At 63.2% G+C, this 24,903-nt stretch carries 21 protein-coding genes and 1 riboswitch; of the genes, 13 read left to right on the top strand and 8 right to left on the bottom strand.

The features are described from left to right. Window positions 1-258: 258 nt before the first annotated feature. From IEY49_RS05310 to IEY49_RS05330, 5 genes are all read left to right on the top strand, one after another. Window positions 259-1,758, top strand: coding sequence for a sensor histidine kinase (locus IEY49_RS05310; protein ID WP_189005237.1), 1,500 nt, complete (start codon window positions 259-261; stop codon window positions 1,756-1,758). Then, window positions 1,755-2,387 carry a response regulator gene (locus tag IEY49_RS05315; protein ID WP_189005239.1) on the top strand — a complete coding sequence of 211 codons (633 nt, stop codon included), beginning with the start codon at window positions 1,755-1,757 and terminating at the stop codon, window positions 2,385-2,387. The genes IEY49_RS05310 and IEY49_RS05315 overlap by 4 nt, the downstream gene beginning before the upstream one ends. 284 nt (window positions 2,388-2,671) lie before the next feature. Then, window positions 2,672-3,151 (top strand): DUF350 domain-containing protein, encoded by a 480-nt coding sequence (locus tag IEY49_RS05320; protein WP_189005241.1) that lies wholly within the window; start codon window positions 2,672-2,674, stop codon window positions 3,149-3,151. 196 nt (window positions 3,152-3,347) lie between these two features. Beyond that, window positions 3,348-3,743, top strand: a complete 396-nt coding sequence (locus tag IEY49_RS05325; RefSeq protein ID WP_189005243.1) for a hypothetical protein — start codon at window positions 3,348-3,350, stop codon at window positions 3,741-3,743. Window positions 3,744-3,999: 256 nt separating this feature from the next. Beyond that, window positions 4,000-4,368, top strand: a complete 369-nt coding sequence (locus IEY49_RS05330; protein ID WP_308424640.1) for a VOC family protein — start codon at window positions 4,000-4,002, stop codon at window positions 4,366-4,368. 140 nt (window positions 4,369-4,508) lie between these two features. On the opposite strand, the gene IEY49_RS05335 is transcribed toward IEY49_RS05330, so the two are convergent. Next, entirely contained in the window at window positions 4,509-7,148 is a 2,640-nt protein-coding gene (locus tag IEY49_RS05335; RefSeq protein ID WP_189005246.1) for a hypothetical protein, read from the bottom strand. Between the two features lie 132 nt (window positions 7,149-7,280). Further along, window positions 7,281-8,336: a glycoside hydrolase family 43 protein gene (locus tag IEY49_RS05340; RefSeq protein WP_229780646.1), complete on the bottom strand. Its 1,056-nt coding sequence runs from the start codon at window positions 8,334-8,336 to the stop codon at window positions 7,281-7,283. 349 nt (window positions 8,337-8,685) lie between these two features. On the opposite strand from IEY49_RS05340, the gene IEY49_RS05345 reads away from it, so the two are divergent. Beyond that, window positions 8,686-9,660, top strand: a complete 975-nt coding sequence (locus IEY49_RS05345) for an aldo/keto reductase (protein WP_189005250.1) — start codon at window positions 8,686-8,688, stop codon at window positions 9,658-9,660. 733 nt (window positions 9,661-10,393) lie between these two features. Here IEY49_RS05345 and IEY49_RS05350 read toward each other — a convergent pair. Continuing rightward, window positions 10,394-10,777, bottom strand: coding sequence for a hypothetical protein (locus tag IEY49_RS05350; protein WP_189005252.1), 384 nt, complete (start codon window positions 10,775-10,777; stop codon window positions 10,394-10,396). A 223-nt stretch (window positions 10,778-11,000) separates the two neighbouring features. On the opposite strand from IEY49_RS05350, the gene dbpA reads away from it, so the two are divergent. Together dbpA and IEY49_RS05360 are read left to right on the top strand one after the other, a co-directional pair. Beyond that, complete coding sequence (dbpA, locus tag IEY49_RS05355) at window positions 11,001-12,410, top strand: ATP-dependent RNA helicase DbpA (RefSeq protein WP_189005254.1); 1,410 nt, start codon at window positions 11,001-11,003, stop codon at window positions 12,408-12,410. A gap of 350 nt (window positions 12,411-12,760) precedes the next feature. Further along, a complete protein-coding gene (locus tag IEY49_RS05360; protein ID WP_189005256.1) occupies window positions 12,761-13,306 on the top strand; it encodes an FHA domain-containing protein in 546 nt (181 codons plus the stop codon). Window positions 13,307-13,578: 272 nt separating this feature from the next. Here the strand turns inward: IEY49_RS05360 and IEY49_RS05365 are convergent, their stop codons facing one another. Then, window positions 13,579-13,845 (bottom strand): hypothetical protein, encoded by a 267-nt coding sequence (locus IEY49_RS05365; RefSeq protein ID WP_189005305.1) that lies wholly within the window; start codon window positions 13,843-13,845, stop codon window positions 13,579-13,581. A gap of 70 nt (window positions 13,846-13,915) precedes the next feature. Between IEY49_RS05365 and IEY49_RS05370 the strand changes: the two genes are divergently transcribed. Continuing rightward, window positions 13,916-14,401, top strand: a complete 486-nt coding sequence (locus IEY49_RS05370) for a DUF6884 domain-containing protein (RefSeq protein WP_189005258.1) — start codon at window positions 13,916-13,918, stop codon at window positions 14,399-14,401. 495 nt (window positions 14,402-14,896) lie between these two features. On the opposite strand, the gene IEY49_RS05375 is transcribed toward IEY49_RS05370, so the two are convergent. The 3 genes from IEY49_RS05375 to IEY49_RS05385 all read right to left on the bottom strand — a co-directional run bounded on the left by IEY49_RS05375 (window position 14,897) and on the right by IEY49_RS05385 (window position 19,086). Next, window positions 14,897-16,084, bottom strand: a complete 1,188-nt coding sequence (locus tag IEY49_RS05375) for an amidohydrolase (RefSeq protein WP_189005259.1) — start codon at window positions 16,082-16,084, stop codon at window positions 14,897-14,899. Window positions 16,085-16,091: 7 nt separating this feature from the next. Beyond that, window positions 16,092-17,678 (bottom strand): ABC transporter substrate-binding protein, encoded by a 1,587-nt coding sequence (locus tag IEY49_RS05380; protein ID WP_189005261.1) that lies wholly within the window; start codon window positions 17,676-17,678, stop codon window positions 16,092-16,094. Between the two features lie 391 nt (window positions 17,679-18,069). Then, window positions 18,070-19,086, bottom strand: coding sequence for an alpha/beta fold hydrolase (locus IEY49_RS05385; protein ID WP_189005263.1), 1,017 nt, complete (start codon window positions 19,084-19,086; stop codon window positions 18,070-18,072). A 580-nt stretch (window positions 19,087-19,666) separates the two neighbouring features. Beyond that, window positions 19,667-19,750, top strand: a riboswitch (cyclic di-GMP riboswitch). Between the two features lie 64 nt (window positions 19,751-19,814). On the opposite strand from IEY49_RS05385, the gene IEY49_RS05390 reads away from it, so the two are divergent. From IEY49_RS05390 to IEY49_RS05405, 4 genes are all read left to right on the top strand, one after another. Then, window positions 19,815-20,399 (top strand): hypothetical protein, encoded by a 585-nt coding sequence (locus IEY49_RS05390; RefSeq protein ID WP_189005265.1) that lies wholly within the window; start codon window positions 19,815-19,817, stop codon window positions 20,397-20,399. 90 nt (window positions 20,400-20,489) lie between these two features. Then, complete coding sequence (locus IEY49_RS05395) at window positions 20,490-21,284, top strand: hypothetical protein (protein ID WP_189005267.1); 795 nt, start codon at window positions 20,490-20,492, stop codon at window positions 21,282-21,284. Between the two features lie 25 nt (window positions 21,285-21,309). Then, complete coding sequence (locus IEY49_RS05400; RefSeq protein WP_189005269.1) at window positions 21,310-23,958, top strand: carboxypeptidase-like regulatory domain-containing protein; 2,649 nt, start codon at window positions 21,310-21,312, stop codon at window positions 23,956-23,958. A 52-nt stretch (window positions 23,959-24,010) separates the two neighbouring features. After that, complete coding sequence (locus IEY49_RS05405; RefSeq protein WP_189005271.1) at window positions 24,011-24,403, top strand: hypothetical protein; 393 nt, start codon at window positions 24,011-24,013, stop codon at window positions 24,401-24,403. 127 nt (window positions 24,404-24,530) lie between these two features. Here the strand turns inward: IEY49_RS05405 and IEY49_RS05410 are convergent. Beyond that, window positions 24,531-24,903, bottom strand: a 373-nt coding sequence (locus IEY49_RS05410; protein ID WP_189005279.1) for a transposase, incomplete at its 5' end; no start/stop codon positions are given.

Consider the following 24,903-nt stretch of genomic DNA (forward strand, 5'->3'; position numbering starts at 1 on the left):
ATGCCCGATTGGAATTCCGGCGTAGAGACGAATTCCACGTCGGTTAGGCCGCCCACGGTACACCAGGGGTGCAGGTGATGCGGCACATGGACAGCAAATCCCTTTCCGGTGCAGCCTGCACTGGCTGGAGACACCATCGTTTGCATGAGCCTGAAGCCCGGCCGGTCGACATGGCCGTACGCTATGTCGTGTCAGGCGCCTTTGTCCTGGCCAGATGGCCAAGCGGTTCCCCGTCGTGCGCGGTAAGCTCCAGACCGCATGCATTTCGTCCCGTCCTCGTCACGTACCGCGTCCCGCCGGTCGTTCCGGGGCCTGGAGGCGCTCGCAATCCTCCTGGCCGGACTGGTCTTCGTGGTCGACCTCATTACCCCCCCTGCGCTGGTGGTGGGAACGCTGCTCAGTGCCCCGGTGGCGCTGGCAGCGCTGGGCAGTTCGTGGCGATTCACGGTCGCTCTGCTGGTGTTCGCTGTCGTGGCGAACGTCGGGGCAGGGGCGCATCACTGGCAGGGTCTGCCCACGTCCACGTTCGACCTGCTTAACCGGGCGGTGAGTCTGGCGGCAATGCTCCTGGTGGGCGGGCTGACCTGGCGGGCCCGGCTGGCCTCCGAGCGTGCCGTGCAGGTGGAGACGGAAAAACGCCGCGCCGCGCAGGAACGGAACTTGCGAACCCTGGTGGAGTTCGTGAGCGGGCCGTACGGTCTGGAGGCGTTCGTGGCCCGCGCGGCCGAGGGACTCGCGGCGTTCACAGGGGCACAGGCGGTAGAGATCGGCCGGGTAGACCGCGCAACTCTGCGCTCCCCGCATGCCATTTTTCCTCTTGGAGCCCGGCACCACCTGAACCAGACGCTGCCGCTGGACCTGCGGGTGCCGCCCGCTGGCGATGGATCCGTGTGGGCAGCCGCGCAGCAGTCGAGCCTGCTGGCGTTCCTGCCGGGACGGGACGGTGACCTTTTGGTCCGGGTCCACCGGCCACAGGTGAGCGCGCCACAGCTCGTCGAAGCCATGGCCACATTACAGCCGCTGCTGGAGCGGACAACGCTGCTCGACAACCTGGCTGGGCAGCGTGCGCAACTGGCGGAGCAGGGGGAAGTGGTGCGCGACCTGATCTACGCCTTCTCCCACGACTTACGCACGCCACTTATGGCCAACGCCCTGCACATGCAGCAGGCGCTGCGGGGCGCCTACGGGCCTCTGCCGGAAGAGTACTGCCGCACCCTGCAAAATGGCCTGGACGCCAACGACAGCCTGTTGAGCCTGGCGGACCAGCTGCTTACCGTGGCCCGCTACGAAGGGGGTGAAGCTCAGGAAGAACCGCAGGAGGTGAACCTGCGGAGCGTCATCCTGGGCGTCGTGGATCAGGTGCAGCCCCGCGCGCAGGCTCGCTGGGTCAATATTGAGCTGCGGCTCGACAGCGTCCGGCTGTACGGAGCAAAACATGACCTCCGGCGGGCGGTACAGAACCTGGTGGATAACGCCGTGAAGTTCAGTCCGCTTGAGGGCACAGTGATTATCGAACTGAAGCTGGACCTGGACGACGCTGAGGTCAGTGTCACCGACGAGGGTCCAGGGGTGCCCGCGGCCCGGGCGGGCACCTTATTCCAGCGGTTCCGGACCGGCGGTGCGGGAGGCAGTACCGGCCTGGGGCTGTACCTCACCCGGCGCATCGCGGAAGCGCATGGTGGGGCGGTCTCCTACCGCCGCACCGCCCAGGCGCGTACGGTGTTCACACTGACCTTGCCCAGGGGAGAAGCGGCATGATCACGTCTCCGATCCGGGTCCTGCTGGTCGAGGATCACGCGTTCACCCGGGACGGCCTGCGTGTGGCCGTGAATTTCGAGCTGGACCTGCGGGTGGTGGCCGAAGCACGCAGTGGGGAAGAGGCCCTCGAACTGCTCGCCCGGACCCAGGTAGACGTGGCTGTGGTGGACATCGGCCTGCCGGGTATGGACGGCATTCAGACAGCGGGTGAAGTGCGCACCCGGCATCCTCAGACGCGGGTGGTGATGCTCACGGCACACGACCTGCGCGCAGAAGTTCTGGCGGCACTGGCGTCCGGGGCGCATGCCTATTGCCTGAAAAGTGCCCGGCCGGACCTGCTGCTGCTGGCCATCCGGGCGGCAGCAGCCGGCAGCGCGTACCTGGACCCACAGGTGGCGCACCACGTGCTGGGTGCGATGCGCACGCCGGGAGTGCCGGCGGAGCTGTCGCCACGTGAACTGGAGGTGCTGCGCATGATTGCCGACGGTCTCGCGAACCGGGAAATTGCCGGGCAGCTGGGCATCAGTGTCAGCAGCGTCAAATTGCACGTCCAGGACCTCCTGGACAAGCTTCAGGCGTCGGACCGGACGCAGGCGGCAGTCAAAGCACTTCGGCAGGGGCTGCTGTAGCGCCTGAGTGGCCGGGCCTGGCCGAAGTCCAGGTCTCGTGGGTGGTCGTGCAGGGTGTCCGGAAGCCAGGCGGCGCCGAAGTTCGGTTCCGGGTCTCCCGGTGACCCCTTCCTCCTGGCCTGACACTCCAGACACTGCGGCAGGCCTACAGCTGCATGGTGCCTGACAGTTGGGCGTCAGAAACAGGTGTCACGGGGGCCTGCCCTGCGCAATTAGCCGTCACCAGTCTGACGCGGGTCTTTTGCGAACATCAACGACCGCTGCGCCTGTCACCATAGAGGCCTATGACTCTGTCTGAACTGTTTACCACCCTGCTGACTGAAATCGGCTGGAACCTGGCCGTCTGGCTCCCCACCGTAGTGGTCAGCCTGCTGTTCATCCGGGCCGTGCTGGGCGTGCGGATGCGCGAGCTGACCCAGGAAATCGAGGAGCACCAGACCGCCGCCATCGGCGCGGTGTTCTTCTGGGTGTCCCTGGGCTTCAGCCTGCTGCTGAGCCGCACCATCGCCGACCCTTCCCCAGCCGGCAGCGGCTCGTGGGCCGATGCCTTTTCCTGGCTGGCCGTGGCCGTGCTGGTCACGCTGCTGCTGTTCGGCCTGGGCGTCTTCGTGGTGTTCGGAACCCTGGCCCGGCGCCGCAGGGAGTCCCTGCTGGTCTACATCCGCCGCGAAATGCGCCACGAGCACAACCTCGCCCTGTCGTTCATCATGGGCGCGCTGTTCCTGGTCCCGGTCGTGGTGACCTATCACCTCACCCTGTCCTGATCACCGGTGCCGTTCAGGTCCAGCCAAGGGCGTCGAACAGCAGCGGCCTGGCATAGAGGGTTCAGGTCGTGAATTTCTCCTGCATCGCAGGAGACCGTCGCCAGGAACCCTTCGACCACCGCCGGGCAAAACTGATTCCCGGCTTCGCGCGTGATCTCCGCGACGCACCGAGCATCTACCCCTTAACCTGAACAGCATGCCTCCACTGGCCAAAGCGAAGAAGGGCAGTTGGATCCCGTACGCCGTTCTGATCGTGCTTGCATTCGGCCTCGGGACATTCCTGCGCACCATGCCAGACCGGGCGGAACTCACCTCTCCACCTGTGGCCGACAAACCGTCGAGAGTGATTACCGTCGATGAGACAGGCTGGACGGCGTGCCCCACCCGCCTGGGCTTCGAAACAGTCGCCCAGGCGGCATCCTCAGAGGACAACGGTGCCTCAGCGCGTGCTTACGAAGCGTTCGGGTGTACCAAAATCCCGAGAGGCCAGCCGGTGTACCGGGAAGAGGGCAGCGCCTTCGGGACGGTCGTCGGAATTCGTTATGTGGGCGAGACGGAGCTGCGCTGGACCAGCGCCGAGGCCATCCGCTGAGACCACGCCGCTGCCATACCAGTCGCGCACCATATCTTTCCAGAGTTAAGGTGCTCCAGCACGCCCGTCAGCGAGGGGTTGAGGCACCGACCCGCCCCCCGGGGCAGTCAGGATAATGCGGAGATCCAGAACTGATGTCAGGCTGCATCCAGAAAGTGTAATGGCCACATTACCTGTTGTTGCTGTGGAAGTACCGCATCTATCCGCTGGCACGACCTAAGTTGTGTACATGATTCAGGGTCTGGACCATGTGCAAGTGAACGCTCCCCGCGGTCATGAGGCGGAAGCCCGCACTTTCTTTGGCGCCTTTCTCAGGCTGCCAGAACTGACCAAGCCGGAAATTTTGCAGGCAAACGGTGGAGTCTGGTTCGCACTGCCCGACGGCCGCCAGATTCATACCGGTGTGGCAGATGCATTCGTACCCAGCACGAAAGGGCACATCTGTCTGTTCTGCGACGACCTGGACACCGTTCTTGCGCGCGCTGAGCAGTTTGGTGTGGTGTGCAGCCTGGACACTCGCGTCCACCTGCGCCGCCTTTACCTCTCGGACCCGTGGGGAAACCGCATGGAAATTGTCGAAGGGCGTCACGACAGCAGCCCATCCTGGAACACTGCGGGGGACTGACGGTACTTCGGAAGGCCTGTGACACCTCATGGATGCACCCTGACGCCGTGACCAAAAGAATCGTTGTCTGAATGCGGCCGACGAGAGGACGGGCAGCTGACCAAGACCACTTCCGCCGGACCCTACCCGTGACTGAAGGGTCAGGAGTTCCGGCGGGGAGCCAGCTGCGCAATCGCCAGGAATGCCAGTCCGGCTGCTGAAACAACTGCGCCTCGTACCGCGACACTCCAGCCGTCCATGTCCACGACAATGGCTTTGGCGACGCCCAGCGCAAACAAAGCCATCGCCACGTTCCAGGTTCTGACCCGGCCCGCCGCGTGCGCGTGCCGCAGTGTCACCACTCCGAGCAGCACCAGCAGCGTACTCAGGCTCAGCCCGAAGAATTCCCCGGCCGGCTGACCACGCAACAGGTCCAGGCCAAGCTGCACGGCAGCGTCGCTTGCCGGCAACAGCAGCGCCAGACGCAGAGTGTCCCGCGCGTCCAGCACATCAGGATTCCCCTCAGCTTCCACAGGCAGGTCTTTTGCGGATGCCAGCAGTCCGCGGAGGGTTCGCCCACCTGCCCGGGTCCAGACCAGAGCACCCATCAGCGCCGCGGCTATCCCGGCACCCAGCATCCCGGCGCCTTCGGCCGGTATACGGTGCACCATCCGTTCGCCGCCCGCCAGTTCAGCCAGCACAACCAGCAGCGCGACATGCGCCAGCGTGGCTCCCGTCCGTGCCCCCTGCAGCTTCAGTTCGCCCTGCAGCGCGGACGTGCGCCAGAGCAGCAGTGCCGCGACTGCTGCAGTCAGCAGCCCCAGGGCCGGCGCGGCCGCCATGTGCGGGGTAAGCAGCGCGAAGACAGCCAGCCCGGGGCCGGCAGCAGTGAGGAGGCCCGCACTCAGCTGCACCGCAGTCTCCCAGGTCAAGCGTGCTGGTGTCTCCTCGTCTGACCCCGGCGCGGTGTGAGGCAGGTAACGCTCAGGGGCGCGGGTCAGCAGCCACGTGGCGGCCACGGCGGTCATCAGCGCCAGTGACGCGGCCTGGAAAGTGGCGGCGGCCCACCAGAAACTCGTGACGGTCCAGCCGGCCAGCAGCGCCAGCAGGCCGGTCACGGGCCCCTGAGGCGCGGTGCGTGCACGGGTCCACCAGGCCAGGGTGGCCGCCGAGGCGCTGACCAGTCCCAGCGCGGCGGGCACCGGCAGGCCGTGACGGGTCGTGAATGCCCCAAGTGCGGCTGTGGTGATGCCGGCCGCCGCGCCGGTCAGCCGCGCCACGCCCGGCAGACTCAGGCCGCGGCTGAGCATCAGGATGCCCGCGACGCTCAGCAGTCCCGCGAGCAGCTCCGGCAGGGTGGTCTGCAGCGGCGCCCCCGGCGCGCTGCGCTGCAGTCCGGTTACGGTGCTCACTAGTCCGTACAGCAGTGCTGCCGCGCTGGCTAACGCGGCGCCCCACGCCAGCATGTCCGGCGGCACCGGCGGTACACTCGCATGTGTACCCTGACCTTCGCGGGTGGCCGTACGGTCGGCATGCAGGGCGACCAGGGTCAGCAGCGCCGCGATCACGAACGGCGAGGGTGACGCTCCACCGCCCAGCAGTCCGAACGTCACGCCGCCCAGCAGCGCGGCGCTCCCGACACTCAGGCCGTCGAGGCTGGCCTGGCGGTCCGGCGGGTGTGGGGACCCGCGGGATGTCAGGAGTGCCCAGGCGCCCAGGACCACTACACCCAGCGCCGGCAGCAGCGGCGTCACCTGCCCGGACGCTTCCCACACCGCGAGTGCTGCCCCCAGAGGCAACGCCGCCTGCAGGGCGAGAAGGTCGCCGGAGGTACAGGAGCCCCGTTGACCCGTGCCCTGGCGGGCGCGCCACCACACCGCGGCGCCGACCGGCAGCAGCGCGACGGACCAGGCCACGGGAGACAGGCTCAGTGCACGTTCGTGCGCGGCCGCGACCACATGGTGTCCGGCAAGCAGTGCCGGAATCACCAGCAGCAGGGTGGCGCTGCCTGACAGAGGTCCTGAAGCCAGCCAGGCAGCCGCGGCTGCAATCGCGACCACCGCGCCGCCCAGCAGCAGGTCTCCGCCACCGCGTGCGACATCGTCGGCCATCAGCCAGCTGGACAGGGCCGCTCCGGACAGGGCACTGGCCAAGGTGATCAGTGTCATTGCCGGCGCGCGGCCCTGCTGCGACAGTCCGTGCCATGCGGTCAGGGCGCTGAGCAGCAGCACCAGCAGCAACACACCTGCCGCCGGCATCACACCTGCCATGTGCAGCGCGCCGGTGCACAATGCCAGAATCCCGTATCCCAGGCCCCGTAACGCTCCGGCGACCACCGCCGAAGGGGCCGGCAGGCCCAGCCGGCTGGGCAGCCAGCCGGACAACGCGTACAGTCCTGTGCCCAGGAGGGACGCGAGCAACAACTGCAGGACCTGACCGGTGCGGCCCTGGGTGCCCAGCTGTCCCAGCACGGCCGCCAGGCCCAGCAGCGTCAGCGCCGCGCCGCCCCAGGCCATGGCCGTGCGGCTGTCCCGCGGCGCGCGTGGCGGCGCAGGTGAGGGCTGATCTTCTGGCCAGATTACGCCGACCGGGGCAGGTCCGCGTGCGGACGCGGCGGTGTCGGGTGCCTGAGCGTCTCCACTGTTCGGAACGGTGGCCGGACGATCAGCTCGCTGGGTTTCCAGGGTCGCACGCAGGATCTCAATGCGGCGTTCCGCGGTGTCGAGCCTTCTGCGGACCGCCGCAAGCTGGACCCACAATGCCAGCGCCAACGCCAGCATGAACAGCACGACAATGGTCATGCGGTTATGGTACGGGCCGGGTGCGTGCCCCGGAGCGGCACATGCCTGGCGTGCGTTCCAGGCGGTGTGCAGGCCACCGCCTGGCGCTAATGGAAATGGAAGAGGACCGATTCCCCCCTGGGACCCTCAGGTCTACTCGAAGAACTTGAGGCTGTAGCCGGTGTTCGTCGTGGCGCCCGGCACGTTGCTGCGGGAATAGGTGGTGTTGCCCCACCACATGAACGAGCCGCTGTACCAGGAGCGGTTGCTCCACGAATAGGTTGTTCCTTTCGGCACCGCGTGAAACGCCAGGGGAAACGACGAGCCCGCTGGCGGGCTGGTGCTGATGTCGCCATTGAGCAGCACGAAGCTATGGTGCCCGGGGCCGTTGACGTACAGCGTCGGGTCCCAGCCGGTCATCAGGGTGGAGCGGTTCGACCCGAACAGGCAGCCGTTGGACTTGTACCAGTCCCACACGTACGTCGGGTCGCCGCCGGCACGCAGGCGCAGATCGGCCAGGCAGTACTGCTCGCTCCAGCTGCCGTTCGCCGAATACACCAAGTGCAGCTGCCCGTTCGGGTCCCGGATGGGCTGCGGCGCCTCGTTGATATACGGATTGCCGACCACACGCTCCCAGGATTCGCGCGGCTGGGAAATCACGTAGCGCGCCCCAGTCGTCGCGGTTGGACTCGACATCCGGGCAATGTAAAGGTTCTGCTCGACATTCGTGTCACCCGCCCAGCCGGACCATACGAAATAGCGCTGGTTACTGAAGAAGAACGAGACGCCGTCGATGGCCCACTTGCCATCGGGAAGGTTCATCATCTTCGGGTCGCTGTACGCGCTGCCCGGGTGGGCAGACTCCGAGACATAGGTGCGCTGCCCGCTTCCACCGTCGCCCGAAGCGAAATACACATAATAGCGGCTCGTCCCGGGATCGCGCACCAGTTCGGGGGCCCAGACGTTGGGCATGTTTTTGGGCGCCGACCAGATCAGGGTCCGGGTGGCGTTCGCCAGGCCATTCACGCTGGTGGCCGCGCGCGAATAGATGTTGTTGCCGTCGGACTCCACCGAGTAGTACGTACTGCCCACCCGGATGACGCTGGGATCGGCGTTGCGGATGCTGAGCTGGCCCTGCGCGCTGAGGGCCGGGCCTGAGGGCGGCGGTTCGAGCGCCGTCATGCTGCACGCGCTGAGGGTCAGCGACATGGCCCCCAGCAGACTGAATGCAACTGGCCGAGGTGTCCTGCGGGAAACGTCTTCCATCGGGTGCTCCTTTCACCCGTCCGGGTGATGTCAGGCGGCGAAATACGGCAGGCAGGACTGGACCATCGCGCGTCAGTCCTGGGGTGATGCCAGGAAGGACAGGGACTGAATGTGCAGGTTGGTTCTTTACCTTACATTTCGCCCGGTCCGGGTGAAAGTGCCTGGGCTTGAGGCGCTGTTCATTTGGATAAGCGACGTGAGCGAGCCCTCAGTGGCAGCTGAACCCATATCTCCAGAAAACTGGCACGACATGCCATTGCTCTGTGGAAGGCCGCGTGTTACGGTCCGCACCATGGATTACGTACGGTTGGGCCAGAGCGGACTGAAGGTCTCGCGAATCTCACTCGGTACCATGACCTACGGGGACCCGGGCTGGAGAGACTGGGTGCTCGACGAGGACGCCAGCCGGCCGTTTATCGCACGCGCCGTGGACCTCGGCATCAACTTCTTCGATACAGCGGATATGTACAGCCTGGGCCGCAGCGAGGAGGTGCTTGGCCGGGCGCTCAGGGAATTCACGTCACGTGACCAGGCCATCATCGCGACCAAGGTCTACAACCCGATGGGCGCCGGACCCAACGACCGTGGACTGTCGCGTAAGCACATCATGGACGCTGTCCAGGCCAGCCTGAAGCGCCTGGGGACCGATTACATCGACCTGTATCAGATTCACCGCTTCGACCCGGAAACCCCCATCCTGGAAACCATGACCGCGCTGCACGACCTGGTGCGGATGGGCGCGGTGCGGTATATCGGCGCGAGCAGCATGCTCGCCTACCAGTTCGCAAAGATGCAGCATGCGGCGGACCTGCACGGCCTGACCCGCTTCGTGAGCATGCAGAACCATTACAACCTGGTCTACCGCGAGGAGGAGCGAGAGATGATGCCGCTGTGCCGCGAGGACGGCGTGGGCGTCATTCCGTGGAGTCCGCTGGCGCGCGGCTTCCTGGCCGGGAACCGCACTGCCGACGAGCCGAAAACCACCCGGGCGCGCAGCGACACCTTCGGCCAGCGCCTGTACCGTACCGAGGGGGATTACGCAGTGCAGGCGCGAGTTGCCGAAGTCGCGGGTCGGCTGGGCGTGTCCCCTGCGCAGGTGGCCACGGCCTGGCTGCTCACCCAGCCGGGTGTCACTGCGCCGATCATCGGAGCGAGCAAAATGCCGCACCTGGAGGATGCCGTGGCTGCCCTGAACGTGCGCCTGAGTGCGGAGGACTGTGCGGCGCTCGAGGCGCCCTACGAACCGCATCCGGTGCTGGGGATCTGAGCAGCTTCGCCCAGGTTCGCTCCCCACGTTCTCCGATCATGCTGCCCGGAAGTTCCTGCCAGGAGCGGTCGCTATCGCCCTGGGCCATGCCCTCGTCAGGGGTCGAGGCCGCCTCGATCACCGATGAGATCGGCTGCAGGAGCTTGGTGCCAAGGGCACGGTGTGCGGGCGTACAAATTCAACAGGGGGAGGAGCGGTAAGGTCATTGCGTATAACAACGCGACCGGAACCTCTTCCCACCCACAGGGATCTGAACCCTGTCACCTGGTAATTGCCAGCCGTGCCAGATGACGGACCGGGACATGGCTGAAACTGCCGGGTGGACAGATGCGTGAGGTCTGGAGCCATGCACCGCGTCATGTACCTTCCACTACGGGGACAGCCACGGTCGGAGCTGGCCATAAGCACTTGTAGACACTTTTGCGTGAACGAACCAGCAGGTCGTGTGAGGTCGCAGTAATCATGGTCCGTCTTCATGTGAAGACAGCTGGCACGGCGATGGGCGCAGGAGGCGGGCGAGGAAGCCCAGGACGACGTGAGTGAGGCAGACGAGGGAAAATTTAAGCGTCCTCAGTTTAACCCTCAAGGAACCTTACGGCGTGGAGCCGGATCCCAGGCTGAGGAGAGCGATTCAGGCCCTTCGGCGGGTCTCATATGTGCAGTTGATCAGCCACACGCCTCCAAAGAAGTGTGGGAGCACGCCTGAATCGACACGTCGCTCCGTTTGTATGCTCTACCGGTACAGGCCCAGCACCACGTATTGCCCGGCGACTACCGTGGGCACCGTGTTCATTGGCGTGATGTAATACCAGACCTCATCGATTTCGGCACCGAGCGTCTTCGGGACCGGTGCGGAAGTTGTGACCTCCATGACTCCGACCAGCCAGTCAGCGTCCACAGCGATTACCCCTTGAATGGTCCACTCGTCGCCGCGCTCCCCTGTGACCAGGTCGAAGTCGCGCTCCGTCAGGGTCGCGAAGTCGAACGGAATCAGCGCCCCTGTAGCATGTAGCAGGGCAGTCTTCCCGTTGAAGGACTGCGCCTCGTAGCAGGGCACGTCAATGACACCGCCTTTCGGAACAGTGGAACTGGACAGGGGGTAGATGTAGGGGGTCATACGGTGAGGGTACCCGTGTCAGGTCATGCAGATGGCCAACATGAACCAATCCATACCACTCCAGGGGCAACCCTCCTGCGCAGGAACTGCACGCCCTGAACCGGTTGACCAGAGCCGTGCTTCGTAACGCCCCGAATTGCAGGACTCCGCAGAGGAGGCAGGGCCGCGCTTCCTCTCCAGGAAGTAGACTGGGAACGCTCCTCTTTTTAATGGCCCACAGCATATGAATTCAAATCCGTTCACCATCCTTCCCCTGAATGCCAGCCTTCTGGCCAACCTGACTACGCTGGGCTACGGCCGGATGACGACCATCCAGGACAGGAGCCTGCCATACGTACTGGAAGGGCGTGACCTGATCGCGCAGGCCAAGACCGGCAGCGGCAAGACGGCTGTCTTTGGCCTTGGCATCCTGCACCGGCTAGATCCAGCGCGATTCGCTGTTCAGGGACTGGTGCTGTGTCCCACGCGTGAGCTGGCCGATCAGGTGGCAGGAGAATTGCGGCGTCTGGCACGCGCGGAAGGAAACATCAAAGTGCTGAGCCTCACCGGTGGCTCGCCGCTGCGCCCGCAGGCAGCCTCGCTTGAACACGGCGCACATATCGTGGTGGGCACGCCTGGTCGCATCCGCGATCACCTTGGCCGCGGGACCCTCGACCTCACTCACCTGCACACGCTGGTGCTCGACGAGGCGGACCGCATGACGGACATGGGCTTCTATGACGAGATCGCCGGCATTGTCCGTGCCTGTCCCAGTCGGCGCCAGACCCTGCTGTTCTCTGCCACCTACCCGGATGACATTCGGCAGGCCACCAGCGGCTTCCTGAACAACCCGGCGGAAGTAATCGTGGAATCGCAGCACGCGGGCGACCAGATCGAGCAGCGCTTCTACGAAGTGGGCTTCGACGAGCGCGACGCTGGCGTCGGGCGACTGCTCAGGCACTTCAGGCCTGTCTCCGCACTGGTCTTCTGCAACACCAAGGCCCACTGCCGTGAGCTGGCCGGGGAACTGCGCGCCCAGGGTTTTTCAGCCCTGGCGCTGCACGGTGATCTGGAACAGCGCGAACGCGACGAGATTCTGGTGCTGTTTGCCAACCGCAGCTGCTCGGTGCTGGTGGCCACCGACGTGGCCGCGCGTGGGCTGGATATCGCGAACCTCGCCGCTGTGATCATCGCGGACGTGTCCCGGGATGCGGAAGTCCACGTGCACCGGGTGGGCCGAACCGGCCGCGCCGGCGAGTCGGGCCTGGCGCTGACCCTGTGTGCCCCCAACGAAAAAAAGTGGGTCGGTCTGATCGAGGACTATCAGAACTCGTCAGTCCGGTGGCACGCCCTGGATGAACTTGATCCCGGCAACGCCGAACGCGTTCCTGCGGCCATGGTCACGCTGTGCATCATGGGCGGCAGGAAGGATAAGCTCCGCCCGGGCGACGTGGTGGGCGCGCTGACGGGTGACGTGGGTCTGCTCAAGGAACAGGTCGGGAAGATCAACGTGACCGAATCCATGACGTATGTCGCACTTGACCGGCAGGTCGCGGACCAGGCTTATGGGCGTGTAACTGCCGGAAGCACGCCGGGCCGTGAGGTTGGCACGTTCAAGGGCCGCCGCTTCCGGATGCGGCTCATCGAGGTCTGAATCGTCAATACTCGGTACTCGCGGTAAGGTCATATGCTGAGGGCACCGTTTCGCCTGCTGCATGCTCGGGATTTCGAACCGCAGACTCTGCGGTCTGTGCCCAGAGGCTGTCCACCACCTTGCATGAAGCCGTCACTGAACCATGGATTTCTCAGCCTTCACGATCTCGTGAAGAGCAGTCAACGCGAGGGTTGAACAGGGCATGGTGGTCAACCTTGGCCCTGCGCACGATGGCGTGTGCGGCGTCCCCCGCCCCCATCAGCAGTCAGGGCCTGGCTCCTTGTGACAAAATCGTCAAATTTATCCTGAACCGTAAGGGTCTTGTTGTACCGGTCCTGTTGTACTGCATCATGCCCCTGAATCTGTGTGTCCTGTCTGCTGCTGCCCTGGCGTCTGGCTCCTGGACCGGGATGGATGACGCTGAAGTTCCAGCGGCGCAACTGACCCCTACACCGGGCGGCAACAGCCGGATGGCGGTCTACAACGGCACCCTCTACCTTCAGCTGTCAGGCCCTGAGGCCAGCTGCACCGCCTGCGATCATGACCGGGCGGCCGCGCTTGGCCATGTTCTGGAAGGTGAAGCGTCGCCCTGGCCGTTCAGCCCTGAAGCGGCTGTTGTCTCAGGCCAGCGCCTTGACGTGCCGTCATACCATCAGATTGATGTCCTGGCCGGCGACCTGCTGGCCCTGCTTCCGGACTACGATTGGGACGTTCGGGCCGGCACTCCAGCCACACCTTTGGTCGTGCGGGCCAGCAGTGTCCTGGGCACCCTTGAGCTGGATGTGACGCAGAGCAGCTTTCAGCGCCACCGCAGCATGGCCACCCTGGTGTGCGACATCGTGCGCATGGTCCGGAATCTCTCGGGTGCGAGCCTGCCCAGCCAGTGCACCCTCTGAGACCCGTCCAGCCTGACAGAACACCTGCCATTCTCAGCGAAATGGCAGGTGTTCTGTCAGGGCCATGCCTTTCCAGAGCTTGCAGACAGAAAAATGTGCCTTGTCCTCGCGATGTCTGCGGCCTCCAATCGGGGGACAGTCCCGCTCCATGTCAGTCCTTGAGGCAGGAAGACAGCGAAAATGTGCAATCCTGACTCTTCACCTGCAGTTGGGACGCCAATTTAAGACTGGGGCCACGAGTGAAGGGGCGCTTTCTTTTTCGAAGGATGGTGTCAGCGTCCGTCCTTGTTCAGCAGTTGGTCGCTGTGCAGGGCCGACGCCAACGCAATGACTTCCTTTTCCGCGGCAGGGACCGAGCCCATCAGGCCGCTGGGACCCCGGCTGCAACCGAACCAGGGGGCCAGGGCAATCCGGGCCACCGCGCCGCGGACATCAATGCTCTCCCCTGGTGCCCAGATGGCCGTGGAATACCGCTGGTATTGAGTGAGCCACGCCTCGAAGAGCTGGCGTTTGCGCAGTTGATCGGCCTTGCCTTGCATGGGGTTTTATTCTGACGCGGCAGGCCGCTCCCATGCAGGATCTGAGCACCAGACCATGCCATTCTTGGGTATGCCCAGCACTTTGGTCATCGTGCCCTGCGGACAAAAAAAGGTCTGGTCGAAACATCCTCACATCGGAGCAGTGCGAGCAGACGAGGCCTATACGGGAACACCGTTTATCGTCAACCGGGAGTACGCTCGCCGCATCGGGGACGAGTGGGTCGTGCTGAGCGCCAAATATGGGTTCATTGCCCCTGCGTTCCTGATTCCGGAACCGTACGAGGTGACCTTCAACAAGCGGCGAACAGGTCCTATCGCCGTTGAGGTCCTGCGCCAGCAAGTGGTGGCCCAGGACCTCCTACGCTTTGACAGGGTGATCGGGCTGGGCGGCATTGAGTATCGCAAGGTGATTGAACTGGCCTTCTTAGACAGTGCAGTGGAACTGGAATTCCCGTTTGCCGGGCGCCCGCTCGGCTACGCCCTCCAGGCGACCAAGCAGGCGCTCCCGGAAAGCGCGAACCACCATGCGGTCGTTTCCGGGCAACTCAGAGGATGATGCGCCCCAATCACATCCGCATTCCCGCAGGTGCTTGGACCGCTGGCCGAGCCATCAGCGGTTCTTCCGGAGGGCTTCCACCTGTATAGCAGCCCTCAAAGCTTCCAGCCTGGTGGTGGCTTCGAGCACCTGCCGCCGAACCTCCTCCGTACGGACGACGAGTTCCCGGGCGAACTGCTCCGGCATTCCCCGGCAGATGGTGGAGGCCGTACGTCTGCAGATCCGGTCCCTCGGGGTTTGTCCGGGACGGCCACTTTCGAACAAGAGTCCAAATGCCGTCGGTCCCAGGGTCCGGGGGTAGCGTCCTGCTCTCCCATGGACGCGGAACAATGTCCTGCAGAAAGTTCAGACGCAGCGTCGCAACCTCCTGCCCCGGCAGGCCTCTCTTCGGACGAAATTCAGGCGAACTGTCCGAGTCTCGGCCAGCAGCTCCCCGGCATCTGCACGCTCGGCAGAGTGCTGAAACCATGCGGCCACCCGCCTGATGTCTGGGGTTCAGGCAGGTGGCCGGGTCAGCCTGCGCGCCGCCGCTACAAAGAGCTGCATGCCGTGGTCCAGCGCCCGCTCGTCGATGGTGAAGCGGGGATGGTGGTGCGGCGCGATGATGCCCTCCTCGGCGTTGCCTGCCCCAATAAGGACGAAGGTGCCGGGAGCTTTCGTCAGGTAGGCGCTGAAGTCCTCGCCGCCCATGTTGGGCTTGCCCTCGTGCAGGGTGACCTGGGAACCGAGCGTGTCACGCACCACCTCCCGCAGAATGTCCGTCGTGCCGGGATCGTTGTGCAGGGCCCGGTAGCCGTGCACGTAGTTGAAGGTGTAGGTCGCGCCGTAGCCGTCCGTGATGCCCTTCACCAGCATCTCCATGCGCTGAGGCATCTGTTCACGGAGTTGGGGGTCGAAGGTTCTGACCGTGCCGCTTAGCGTGACGGTATCGGGAATGATGTTGTCCGCCGTGCCACCGTGAATCTGTGCCACGGTGAGCACGCCGGGTTCAAGGGGGTCCCGCTGGCGCGAGATGATGGTCTGGAAAGCCAGGATCACCTGCGCGGCAATCACCACGGGATCCACCGTCTCATGCGGACTCGCGCCGTGTCCGCCCTTGCCCTGCAGGGTCAGTTCGAAGCGGTCCGACGCCGCGAGGAGCGGCCCGTCACGCAGCACGATGGTCCCGGTCGGAATGGGACTCAGCAGGTGGGTGCCGACCACCACGTCTACGCCGTCCATGACGCCCGCGTCCACGACCTGCTGCGCGCCGCCAGGAAAGAGTTCTTCGGCGTGCTGGAAGATGAAGCGGACCTCGCCGTGCAGGTGCTCCTGGTCTGCCGAGAGCGCCTGCGCGGCGCCGAGCAGCATGGCCGTGTGACCGTCGTGCCCGCAGGCATGCATCACGCCGGGACTTTGCGAGGCGAATTCGAAGGTGTTCTCCTCGTGGATGGGCAGGGCGTCCATGTCGGCGCGCAGCAGCACGGTGCGGCCTGGCCCGGCTTTGCCCAGGAGCACCGCCAGAACGCTGGTTGCCGTGGGACGGGTGACGGTCAGGTTCGGCATCTCCCGCAGCCGCGCCTCCACAAACGCGGCTGTCCGGTGCTCCTGAAAGGCCAGTTCAGGATGCTGGTGCAGGTGACGGCGCCAGGCAATCACCTGTTCGCGCCGGGCGGCCCGCTCCGCGGAGAGGGTCCCGGTCATGCGCGCCTCACTTCTTCCCCTGGATGGTGATGTCCTCGAAGGGCGTGATGAGCGAGGGGCTGGGCACCCAGCCTTTCACGTAGGTGCGGGCGGCCGCCAGCGGACGCGAGTGGACGATGGGAAGGCGGACGTTCGCGTCATAGGTGATCTGATGAATCTGGGCGTACGCTCTGGCCTGTGCAGCGCGGTTGCTGCTGGCAGCGGCGGTTCGCATCAGCTGGTGAATCCTGGGATTCCCGTAGTTGCTGTCCGCGGAGGACTCTTCGCCGTAGTAGACGTTGTAGAAGTTGTACGGGCTGGCGTACGGCCCCGTCCAGCCGATCATGTACATATCAAAGCCAGGCTTCTTGTTGCGGTCTTCCAGGTACTTGGCCCAGTCCTCGGTCTTCAGATTGGTCTTGATGCCGATGACCCCCAGGTCGGCGGCCATCGCCTCGGCAATCGGTTTGGGGGTGGGGAAGTAGGGGCGGCTGACCGGCATGTACCACAGGTCCAGCGTGAAGCCGTTCGGGTACCCGGCTTCGGCCAGCAACTTCCTGGCGGCAGCCGGATCGTACTTGTAGTCCGCAGGGACGCTCTTGCTGTTGGCCCAGCTGAGTGAGGGCGGCAGGAAACTGGCGTCCGTGACTCCCAGACCGTTCCAGAAGGCGTCCACGATGGCTTTCTTGTTGATCGCCATGCTGATGGCCTGCCGCACCTTGTCGTTCTTCAGGTACTGGTTCCCCAGGTTCAGACTCAAGAAACCCACGTTGAAGGAGGGAATGATGACCGGAGTGAGGTTCTTGTCGGCTCTCACCGCGCTGAGCTGCTCGGGGTTGAGGTCGGTGGTGAAGTCGATGGTTCCGGCCTTGAGTTCGTTCAGACGGGCGCTGGGGTCCTTCAAGAAGCGCAGCAGCAACTGGTCATAAGCGGCTTTCTTGCCCCAATGTCCCTGGTTGGGGACCAGTGAGATGCGGTCGCCTGTCTTCCACGACTGCATGATGAACGGCCCGGTCCCGACCGGGAGGGCGGCCGGCGTCCCATACTTCGCTCCGGCCTTCTTGACGGCGGCTGGGCTGGCAATGCCAAAGAAGGGCGTGGCGAGCGCCTCCGGGAAGGGAGCGAACGAGCGGTTCAGGGTAAAGACGACCTTGTTCGGTCCGTCGGCGCGCACGTTCTTGAGCAGGCTGTTTTTCTCGGCCTTGAAGCCCCCGAAGATGAACTGCCATGACGTGAACGTCTTGGTCTGCTCCTTAGCGCCCGCGTCTGCCGCCTGGTCCCACCAGCGGTTCACGTTGAACACCACGGCGTCCGCATTGAACGGGGTACCGTCGGAGAACTTCACGTTGGGGCGGAGCGTGAAGGTCCACTCGGTGGCGTCCTTGTTCGGTTTCCAGCTGGTGGCCAGACCCGGCGCAATGGTCGTGGTTCCCTTCCTGAACCGGACCAGCATGTCGTACACGAGCGACTGCGCCAGTGACGAGTTCCCGTCGGTGATGGTGCCAGAGTCGAGGGAGACGGGCTCACCGCCCGCGCCGAACACCAGGGTGGCGGCCTGCGCAGAGCTGGGAATCAGGGCGAGGGTCAGGCCAGTGAACAGCAGCTGCTTCAACATAGCGGTCTCCGGAATGCTGGGGAATCACGGTGTGACGTGTCGACGGCGCGCATGGAGAGAATGACGTCCCGGTCGGCAGGACCCGCCGGGGATCAGGAATACCTGCGTTCACCTGCGTTGTGATCGCATCACGCAGGTCGACGAGATATCTGATGGAAGCTTCTCAAGGAGTATAACTCACTGCATATTTGAATGGCTGGGTCGGGGCTGAATGGTGCTGCTGGATCATGGGGCCGGTCAGGCGATCTGGAATGGAGCAAGTCGTTGGCGCCGAGGGCCTACCCGGCCCGGAAGTGTTCCACTTCGCGCTTTTACGGAACTCAGGTACGGCAGGCGCGTAACGGCTCCCCGCTCTAAAGAGCGGGGACCACACTGGTGCGGCACCCTTCCTTCAGCCCTCGAGCCAGGCGCGTACGGTTCTGGTCAGGAAGGTCAGTTCCTCCGGCAGACCCGCCGGGCTCCCGGCCCGGTGACCCCAGAGGCTCGGGATCGGCCGCAACTCCCCGGCGCGCAGATGAGGCAACTCCGCGGCATTGTCGGCCACCCGGAAATACAGGTCGGTCTCGCTGGGCATCAGGAGCACCCGCGCCTGGATGGCCGCCAGCGCCCGGCTGAGGTCCCCGCCGTACAGGTCGTTGACACTGATGTCGCCGTGCACCCAGCTCAAGGCCTGGGCATACAGGTTGGCCGCCCGACACGCAGCGAATCCTCCCTCCCAGCCCGAGCGCAGGTACGTTTCCAGATCAGGAAAGCCCAGGGCGGTACGGAACAATTCCGCGCGGTAGAAGTCCTGGCTTAATCCCCACCCGGCATAGATGTGCGCGAACGCCCGCAAGGCTGCCTTGGGCTCGGCAGCAAAGCGTCCGCCGCCGAGGTGCTCCGGCGCGGCCTCCAGCGTCCTGAGCAGCCCGGAGAGGAACACGCGGTTGTGCAGGGCCGTGCGCGCACTGCCGCAGACCACGATGGCGCGCTCCACCCGCTCAGGGAACAGCGCCGCCCAGTGGTACGCCTGCATTGCCCCCATCGAGAAACCATAGACCGCGGCGACCCGCTCGATTTCGAAGACTTCGTGGAGCAGCCGGGATTGCGCGAGCACGTTATCCCTCAGTGTGACGAGTTCAGGGTAACCGGGAGTTTCAGCCGCACCCGACGACAGCCCGTTGGAGAACATGTCGGGAATAACGATGAACCACCGCTCCGGGTCCAGCACGCCGTCCGGGCCGATCAACCAGTTCTGGCCGGCATGGGTGGCGGTGTAGCTGCAGGGGTAGACGATGACGTTGTCCCGGGCGGCGTTCAGGGTGCCGTGGGTCTGCCAGGCCAGCCGGGCCTGCGGGATAAGGCCGCCGCGCTCGACCGGGAGGTCACCCAGTTCGAACACGCCCTCCTGGACGGGCCAGGAGGTCATGCTGCGCTCGCAGTGGTCGACGGGAAGGGACGCTGATCCTGGTTGGCCCGTGGCATGACATCACCTTACGCCGCGGATGGCTTCTTTGTGCGTGCGCGGCCTGCCTGGTGTATCGCGGGGCGGACTTGGAAGCCCAGGCAATCGACTTTCTGCCTGAGCTGCTCGTGCGCATGAGCAAACTCAACCTAGACCTGTTCAGGCCACGCTATCTACGCAGTCAGGACCACCCAGCCTAAGGAGGCAACTGTGACACTTCATGCAAGCTGGACAGCCGTAAAAACCGAAGTGGCCCATCACATTCCAGAAGCTGTCGCATTACTGCGGCCGGGGTGTGAGCCACCGAACCTGATTCAGGCTGAGGCCTTGATCGGTCAGCTGCTTCCGTAAGACCTCACTGCGGCTTTGTGTCGGCCTGGTCCTCCTTGCTCATAACTTAGGCGCCTTTAATCGGCTGACAACAATGAACTCAAAGATATTCATTAAACGGGTCCTCAGCATTAACCCACTTGAATCTCAAAATTGTAAGCGGCAAGTAAGAAGTCTTCCCTATACTCCAGGTACTTCGATCAGAGAAAAGCCTCTGACGGAGAGACGCGAAGAACCCCGCCCTGTAATCGGGCACCTGGGACGGGGGGAGCAAGTGGTGCGACCGGCTTTTCGTCCGTTCCCTCTATCAGACAGAGGAGAACTCTTCACACTCACAACGGGTGTCTAAAAGAGGTATCTACATGCGTAAACTTAATGCTTTTGCTGCAGCTTTCGTCCTTGGCGCGTTTGGATTTGCCGGTGCACAAACCACAACTGGCACTGCGAGCGGCGACACGACGAGCACGGCGGACGGCACGCTGACTGTTACGAACTCCGGTGTCGATACGCTGACCGTGAGCGGCGGCTTCGTCGGTGCGAACCTGAACTTCGCCAACACCGCTAGTCCTGCAGGTGCACTTACCACAGTCTACGCTTACAGCAACACCTTCGTTGACGCCGGCAGCGCGTCCCTCACCTACTCGACGCAGAAGGAAAGCGTCGCCGGTCCGCGGCAGATCGTGGTCAGCTGGGCTTTCGACAGCGGGAGAACGGCGATGCCCGCCAATGTCGCCCTGAAGCTCACCCCAAGCAATGTCAATGCAGGCACCGGGACCACCCTAACGTTCGACAGCACCACCACCAAATTCAGCAACGTTGCCCTGATCAGTGGCATTGCAAAGTACACGAACAGCGCCACCGCCACGGTCGGCTACTCCGTTCAGGCGACGAGTGGCTTCGACAGCTTCGGTGGAACCCTCACCTACACCATCGGCACCGGCTTCTAACCGCCGCCGAACAACGTGCCCCTCGCCTGAACCCACGGCGAGCTCAAGCGACAGAAGAGCAGGCTCTTCTGTCGCTTGAAAAGGATCTCTATGCACACAACCCGTTCTCACTTCGTTGCTCTCGCACTGCTCACGGTCGTCGGCGTAGGCCAGGCTCAAGTGCAGGTTGCCAGCGCCCCAGTCACGCAATACGACGTCAAACCCGGTCGGAACGTCATCGAAGGCATTCTGACTCTCACCAATCCCGGCAGCAAGGATGAGCAAGCGCACCTCGTCCTGAGCGACGTAAAATCCGATCCGCAAGCTGGAGCGGTTTACCTGAAGCCGGGCACGCTGAACAGGAGCAACACCTCCTGGCTCGAATTACCCAGCAGCGTCGTCACCGTTCCGGCTCATGGAAAACTGAACGTCCCGTACCGCATCAATATTCCTGCGAACGCTGCAGCGGGAACCCACTGGGGCGTAATCCTCGTTCAGGGAGGCACCGTCGAAAAGACCGCAGCCAGTGCGGGCAAAAGCTCAATCACTATTCGCGAGATGACGCAGTATGCCGTTCAGGTTTTCGTGAACCTCCCCGGAGGACAGGCGAAGCTCAAGTTCCAAAATCCCAACCTTTCCAAAACCTCGGAAGGGCTGAAGCTCGATGTGGAACTCGGCAATCAAGGCGAACGGCTCGCGCTGCCCAACACCCGCGTGGAAGTCTACGACAGCAATGGCACCGTGGTCCTGAAACTCAACGGTCGTCAACGCCGCGTGCTCCCAGGCATGAGCGTTCTGGAAACACACGCCATCAACGGGCTGAAGCCAGGTAAGTACCAGGTGCTCATCCTTGCCGACGACGAAAGCGGCGTGGTCGGTGCGCGGTACAACGTAACTGTGGAATGATATGCGCCGGGCTACGCTGGTGGTCTTGGGCATGCTGCTATCAGGTGCAAGTGCCTTACCGATACATGTCTCAGCAGTACCGGTCGCCCTGCAGGGTGGCACGCCCGTTACCTTCCCTGTAACAGTCAAAAATCCCGGCACGGTTGACGTCACGGAATCCTTGAATTTGGAACTTCCAGCAGGCTGGGTTTTGCTTGTGGGGGATCTGTCGTTCAGGGTTCCTGCTGGTAGTTCACACACTGAACTGCTGACACTGGTACCTCCAGCATCGCTTCCAGCAGGACATATTGAACTGCCCCTTCAGACGAGTGATTCATCGGCAGTAATGCGATTCAATGTGCCGACTGATCAGCGTGTACGTGTTGTAGCGGTCGATCCTCCTTCATTCAATGCGAGCGACAGTTACACCGTGAAGTGGCAGGTCAGCAATACCGGCAATTCACATACCACGGTCCATCTGGACGTTTCTACAATTAGAGGAGCAAAAGTCGCGACTGATATTAAATCGTTCACTTTTGCTCCTGGCGAAACTCGGGATGTCATTGTTCATGTCGATACAAGCTCTATACAAGTATCGGGCGCGGTTGAACTCAGATTTAGTGCTCGTCTCGATAATGGAAAGAAAGTTTCCGCAGTGGCGCACACAGATGTGATTGCGCCTCAAAATGCTTTGCCACTCTCGGCTCGTTATCAGGTTTTTCCCGTAACACTTGAGGTTGGAACTGCCGCGAGCAGCGCTGGCGCCCTAAAAAGCACGTTCAGTCTGTCGGGCAAAGGAAAATTCCGACAGGAAGACCCTGGAACGTACGGATTTTCCGTGACTCAGGACGCGTTTACCCTGACGTATCAGCGCAAAGAGTACGACTGGTCAGTGGGGCGTATCCCAGTGGTTCTTTCCCCTTTGCTGCCGGTCCTGACCACGAATGGTGCCGCAGCCAGAATGCAGCCTTCGAATTATGGTGTGCGCGCGTTCGCCGGTGAGACCACAGACGGCCGGTTCACGGCAGGAGCGGCTCTTGACTACAAGGCCGGGGCAGCCACAGCACAGGTCGGACTGCAGGGAATTGGTGGCCAAACCTTTGCTACTGCTGAGGGAACGTTCAGCACACCGCAAGCCAAGGTGGGTGGGGCGTTCGCCATCAACCTTGGCACCCATCAGTTCTCGACAAGATTCCAGGCCGACTATAAGGAGAGCTGGGGCAGTCTGAACGCGACATATGCACGTACATCTGCAGGTTGGTCTGGACAGGGAAAAGGAAGTCAGAGCCTGCAGACGAAACTGGCACTTCAGCCTTCAAAGGATCTGACATTCGGGGCGTTCGCCAACGTGGTGGGCGTATCCGAGTTGCAGACGACCTTTGGCGTCAGCATGAGCGCCCGCACACCGCTGGGTGCATTCGGCGCACATTACACGCTGACTCCCACCTCCCACCTTTTGCAGGGCACCTTCAGCCAGCCCTTTCTGGGCGGAACGCTTGACCACAACGCGTCCATGACATACCTGCGCGGCATGGATGATGCTTTGTTCCAGTATTCGGCCACGGCCAAGCTGAAGCATCCAAAAGGCACGGTGGACCCGACACTGAGTGTGAACTTCGACACTCGCACGCAACGGCCAATCGTGTCAGCGGGCGTGAAGGGGACTGCTACAGTCTTACCTGACCTGTCACTGAATTACGCGGTGCACATCGCTGACCTTGTGCAGGGAAAGCTGAGCGCAACCGTGGGTGGCAAATACAAACTGAACCCTGAGACTGAACTGACCGCGCAGCTTGGCAGCACGGATTTCGGTCTCGGAAAGGTTAGCGCTACCGTGGGAGCCAAGCACAACTTCAGCGGTTCGACCCAAGTGGCCGTGCAGTTGGGCAGCAGTGACCTGGGACGTAGGCAGATGCAGGCTTCCCTGGATATCAAGCACAAGTTGAACGACACCACGCAACTCACCATGGGTGCCACCACAAGCCATACGAACGGGAACTGGCAGGTCGGGGCGCGCCTGGCTGCTCGGGTCACCTTCGACGTGCCCATGCACGAACGGCTTGACATCGCGCAACTGTCCGGTCGAATCGCCGATGACGAAGGGCGCGGCGTACCCAACGTGATTCTCCGTGCGGGTTCCACCGCCACCGTGACTGATGCCAACGGACGCTACGCCTTCCTGGCCTTGACACCTGGCATAACGACCGTTTCTGCACTTGTTGGTGACAGCAGTGAAGAATTGCTGTTCAACCCTGAATTGCCTGTCACTCTCACGCTTGCAAGCAAAGAGAAACGTGTTCTTAATATCCAGGTAAAACGAGCCGCACGCGTGAGAGGCCAGCTGGCACTGAATCTGCCGCCGAACAACACGCTCCAGGCAGGCGGGCTGATGCCCGAAGTCCCCGATGTCACCTCCCTAAGTCTGGTGCTCACAGATTCTGCTGGCAAATCAGCGCGCATCAACCCGACCAGCACCGGCACTTTTCGCTTCCCCCGCCTATCCCCTGGAAGGTACACCCTCTCGCTGGCGCCTGAGACTGCTGCCCGTCTGGCGAGGCATGAAGTGGTGTTGCCTGGTCCGGTCGAGTTGGGCTCAGGTGAAGAGGGAGATTTGAATGTCACAATAACGTTGCGTCCTCGTGAGATCCACTTCGAGGAAGCAGAAGACCTTACGCCCGTCGAAAATGCGCCGTAAACTGGCAGCGGAGCGTCCAAGAATGGAAAACCCGCCTACGGGAGAGTGACTTATGACCGCAGCACGGCCCGCTGAATTGCCTATCAAACTGCTGGAAGTCGCCCGGCATCTGCCAGAGCATTCACGCTACGAGCCGGGCGGTCTGGTGTGTATCGAGCGCCGGGGCCGGCCGTGGCGCCTCGCCTGGATTCACAGCGCAGATTCAGCGACTGTAACGACGCTAAACGGGTACGTGTACGATCGCACGTCGGGAAAAAGACTCATTCCGGCAGAACCCACCCATGACAAAGCCTGCCCACTGACGCAGGATCGTCTGGATTATCTGATGGTCCTGGAAGCGCAAAAACGTGCGGAGAAACTCAAGCCTGCGCATCTACCTGCAGATCATGTCAGGAAGTTCGCACCACTCGCGCAAGCTTACCTGCAACTTGTAGACAGTTATTGATATCCCTGAAGAGCAGCTCCCCTCGGCCGTGAGCGTTTGACGAGCCTGCTCACGGCCGAGGGGAGCTGCTCGCGAGGGCCGTTCGAAACGGTGCCACCTGCTGACCGTCCATAGGTCAGTGTAGGCCTCAGCAGCTGACACTTCGAAATTTTTGCGTATCTGGCGCAGGAAAAGGGGTATTCAGGAGCTCCAAGTGTGCCCAGAAGGCATCCTGAGCCCAGCGCACCGCTTGACTGAGGTGCGTCCAGCCCATCCTCGCCCGGCTTCGCGCCGGGCGACCCCGTTTGTCCACCGTCAGCAGGTCGGTTCCCTGCTCATCGTGGCCCACCCGCACCATCCAGGCCAGTGCGATGCACAGCAAGCCGAACAGCCTGGAGATCCGGTCCGCTGCCGTCCTGTGCGTGGATTCCAGATTCAACCCGCGCGACTTTAAAGCAGAGAAGGTGCTTTCAATTCCCCACCTCTTACGGTACGTTCGGAGTACGTCCAGCACGGGCAAA

Source organism: Deinococcus malanensis (assembly GCF_014647655.1).
Taxonomy (GTDB): Bacteria; Deinococcota; Deinococci; order Deinococcales; family Deinococcaceae; genus Deinococcus; species Deinococcus malanensis.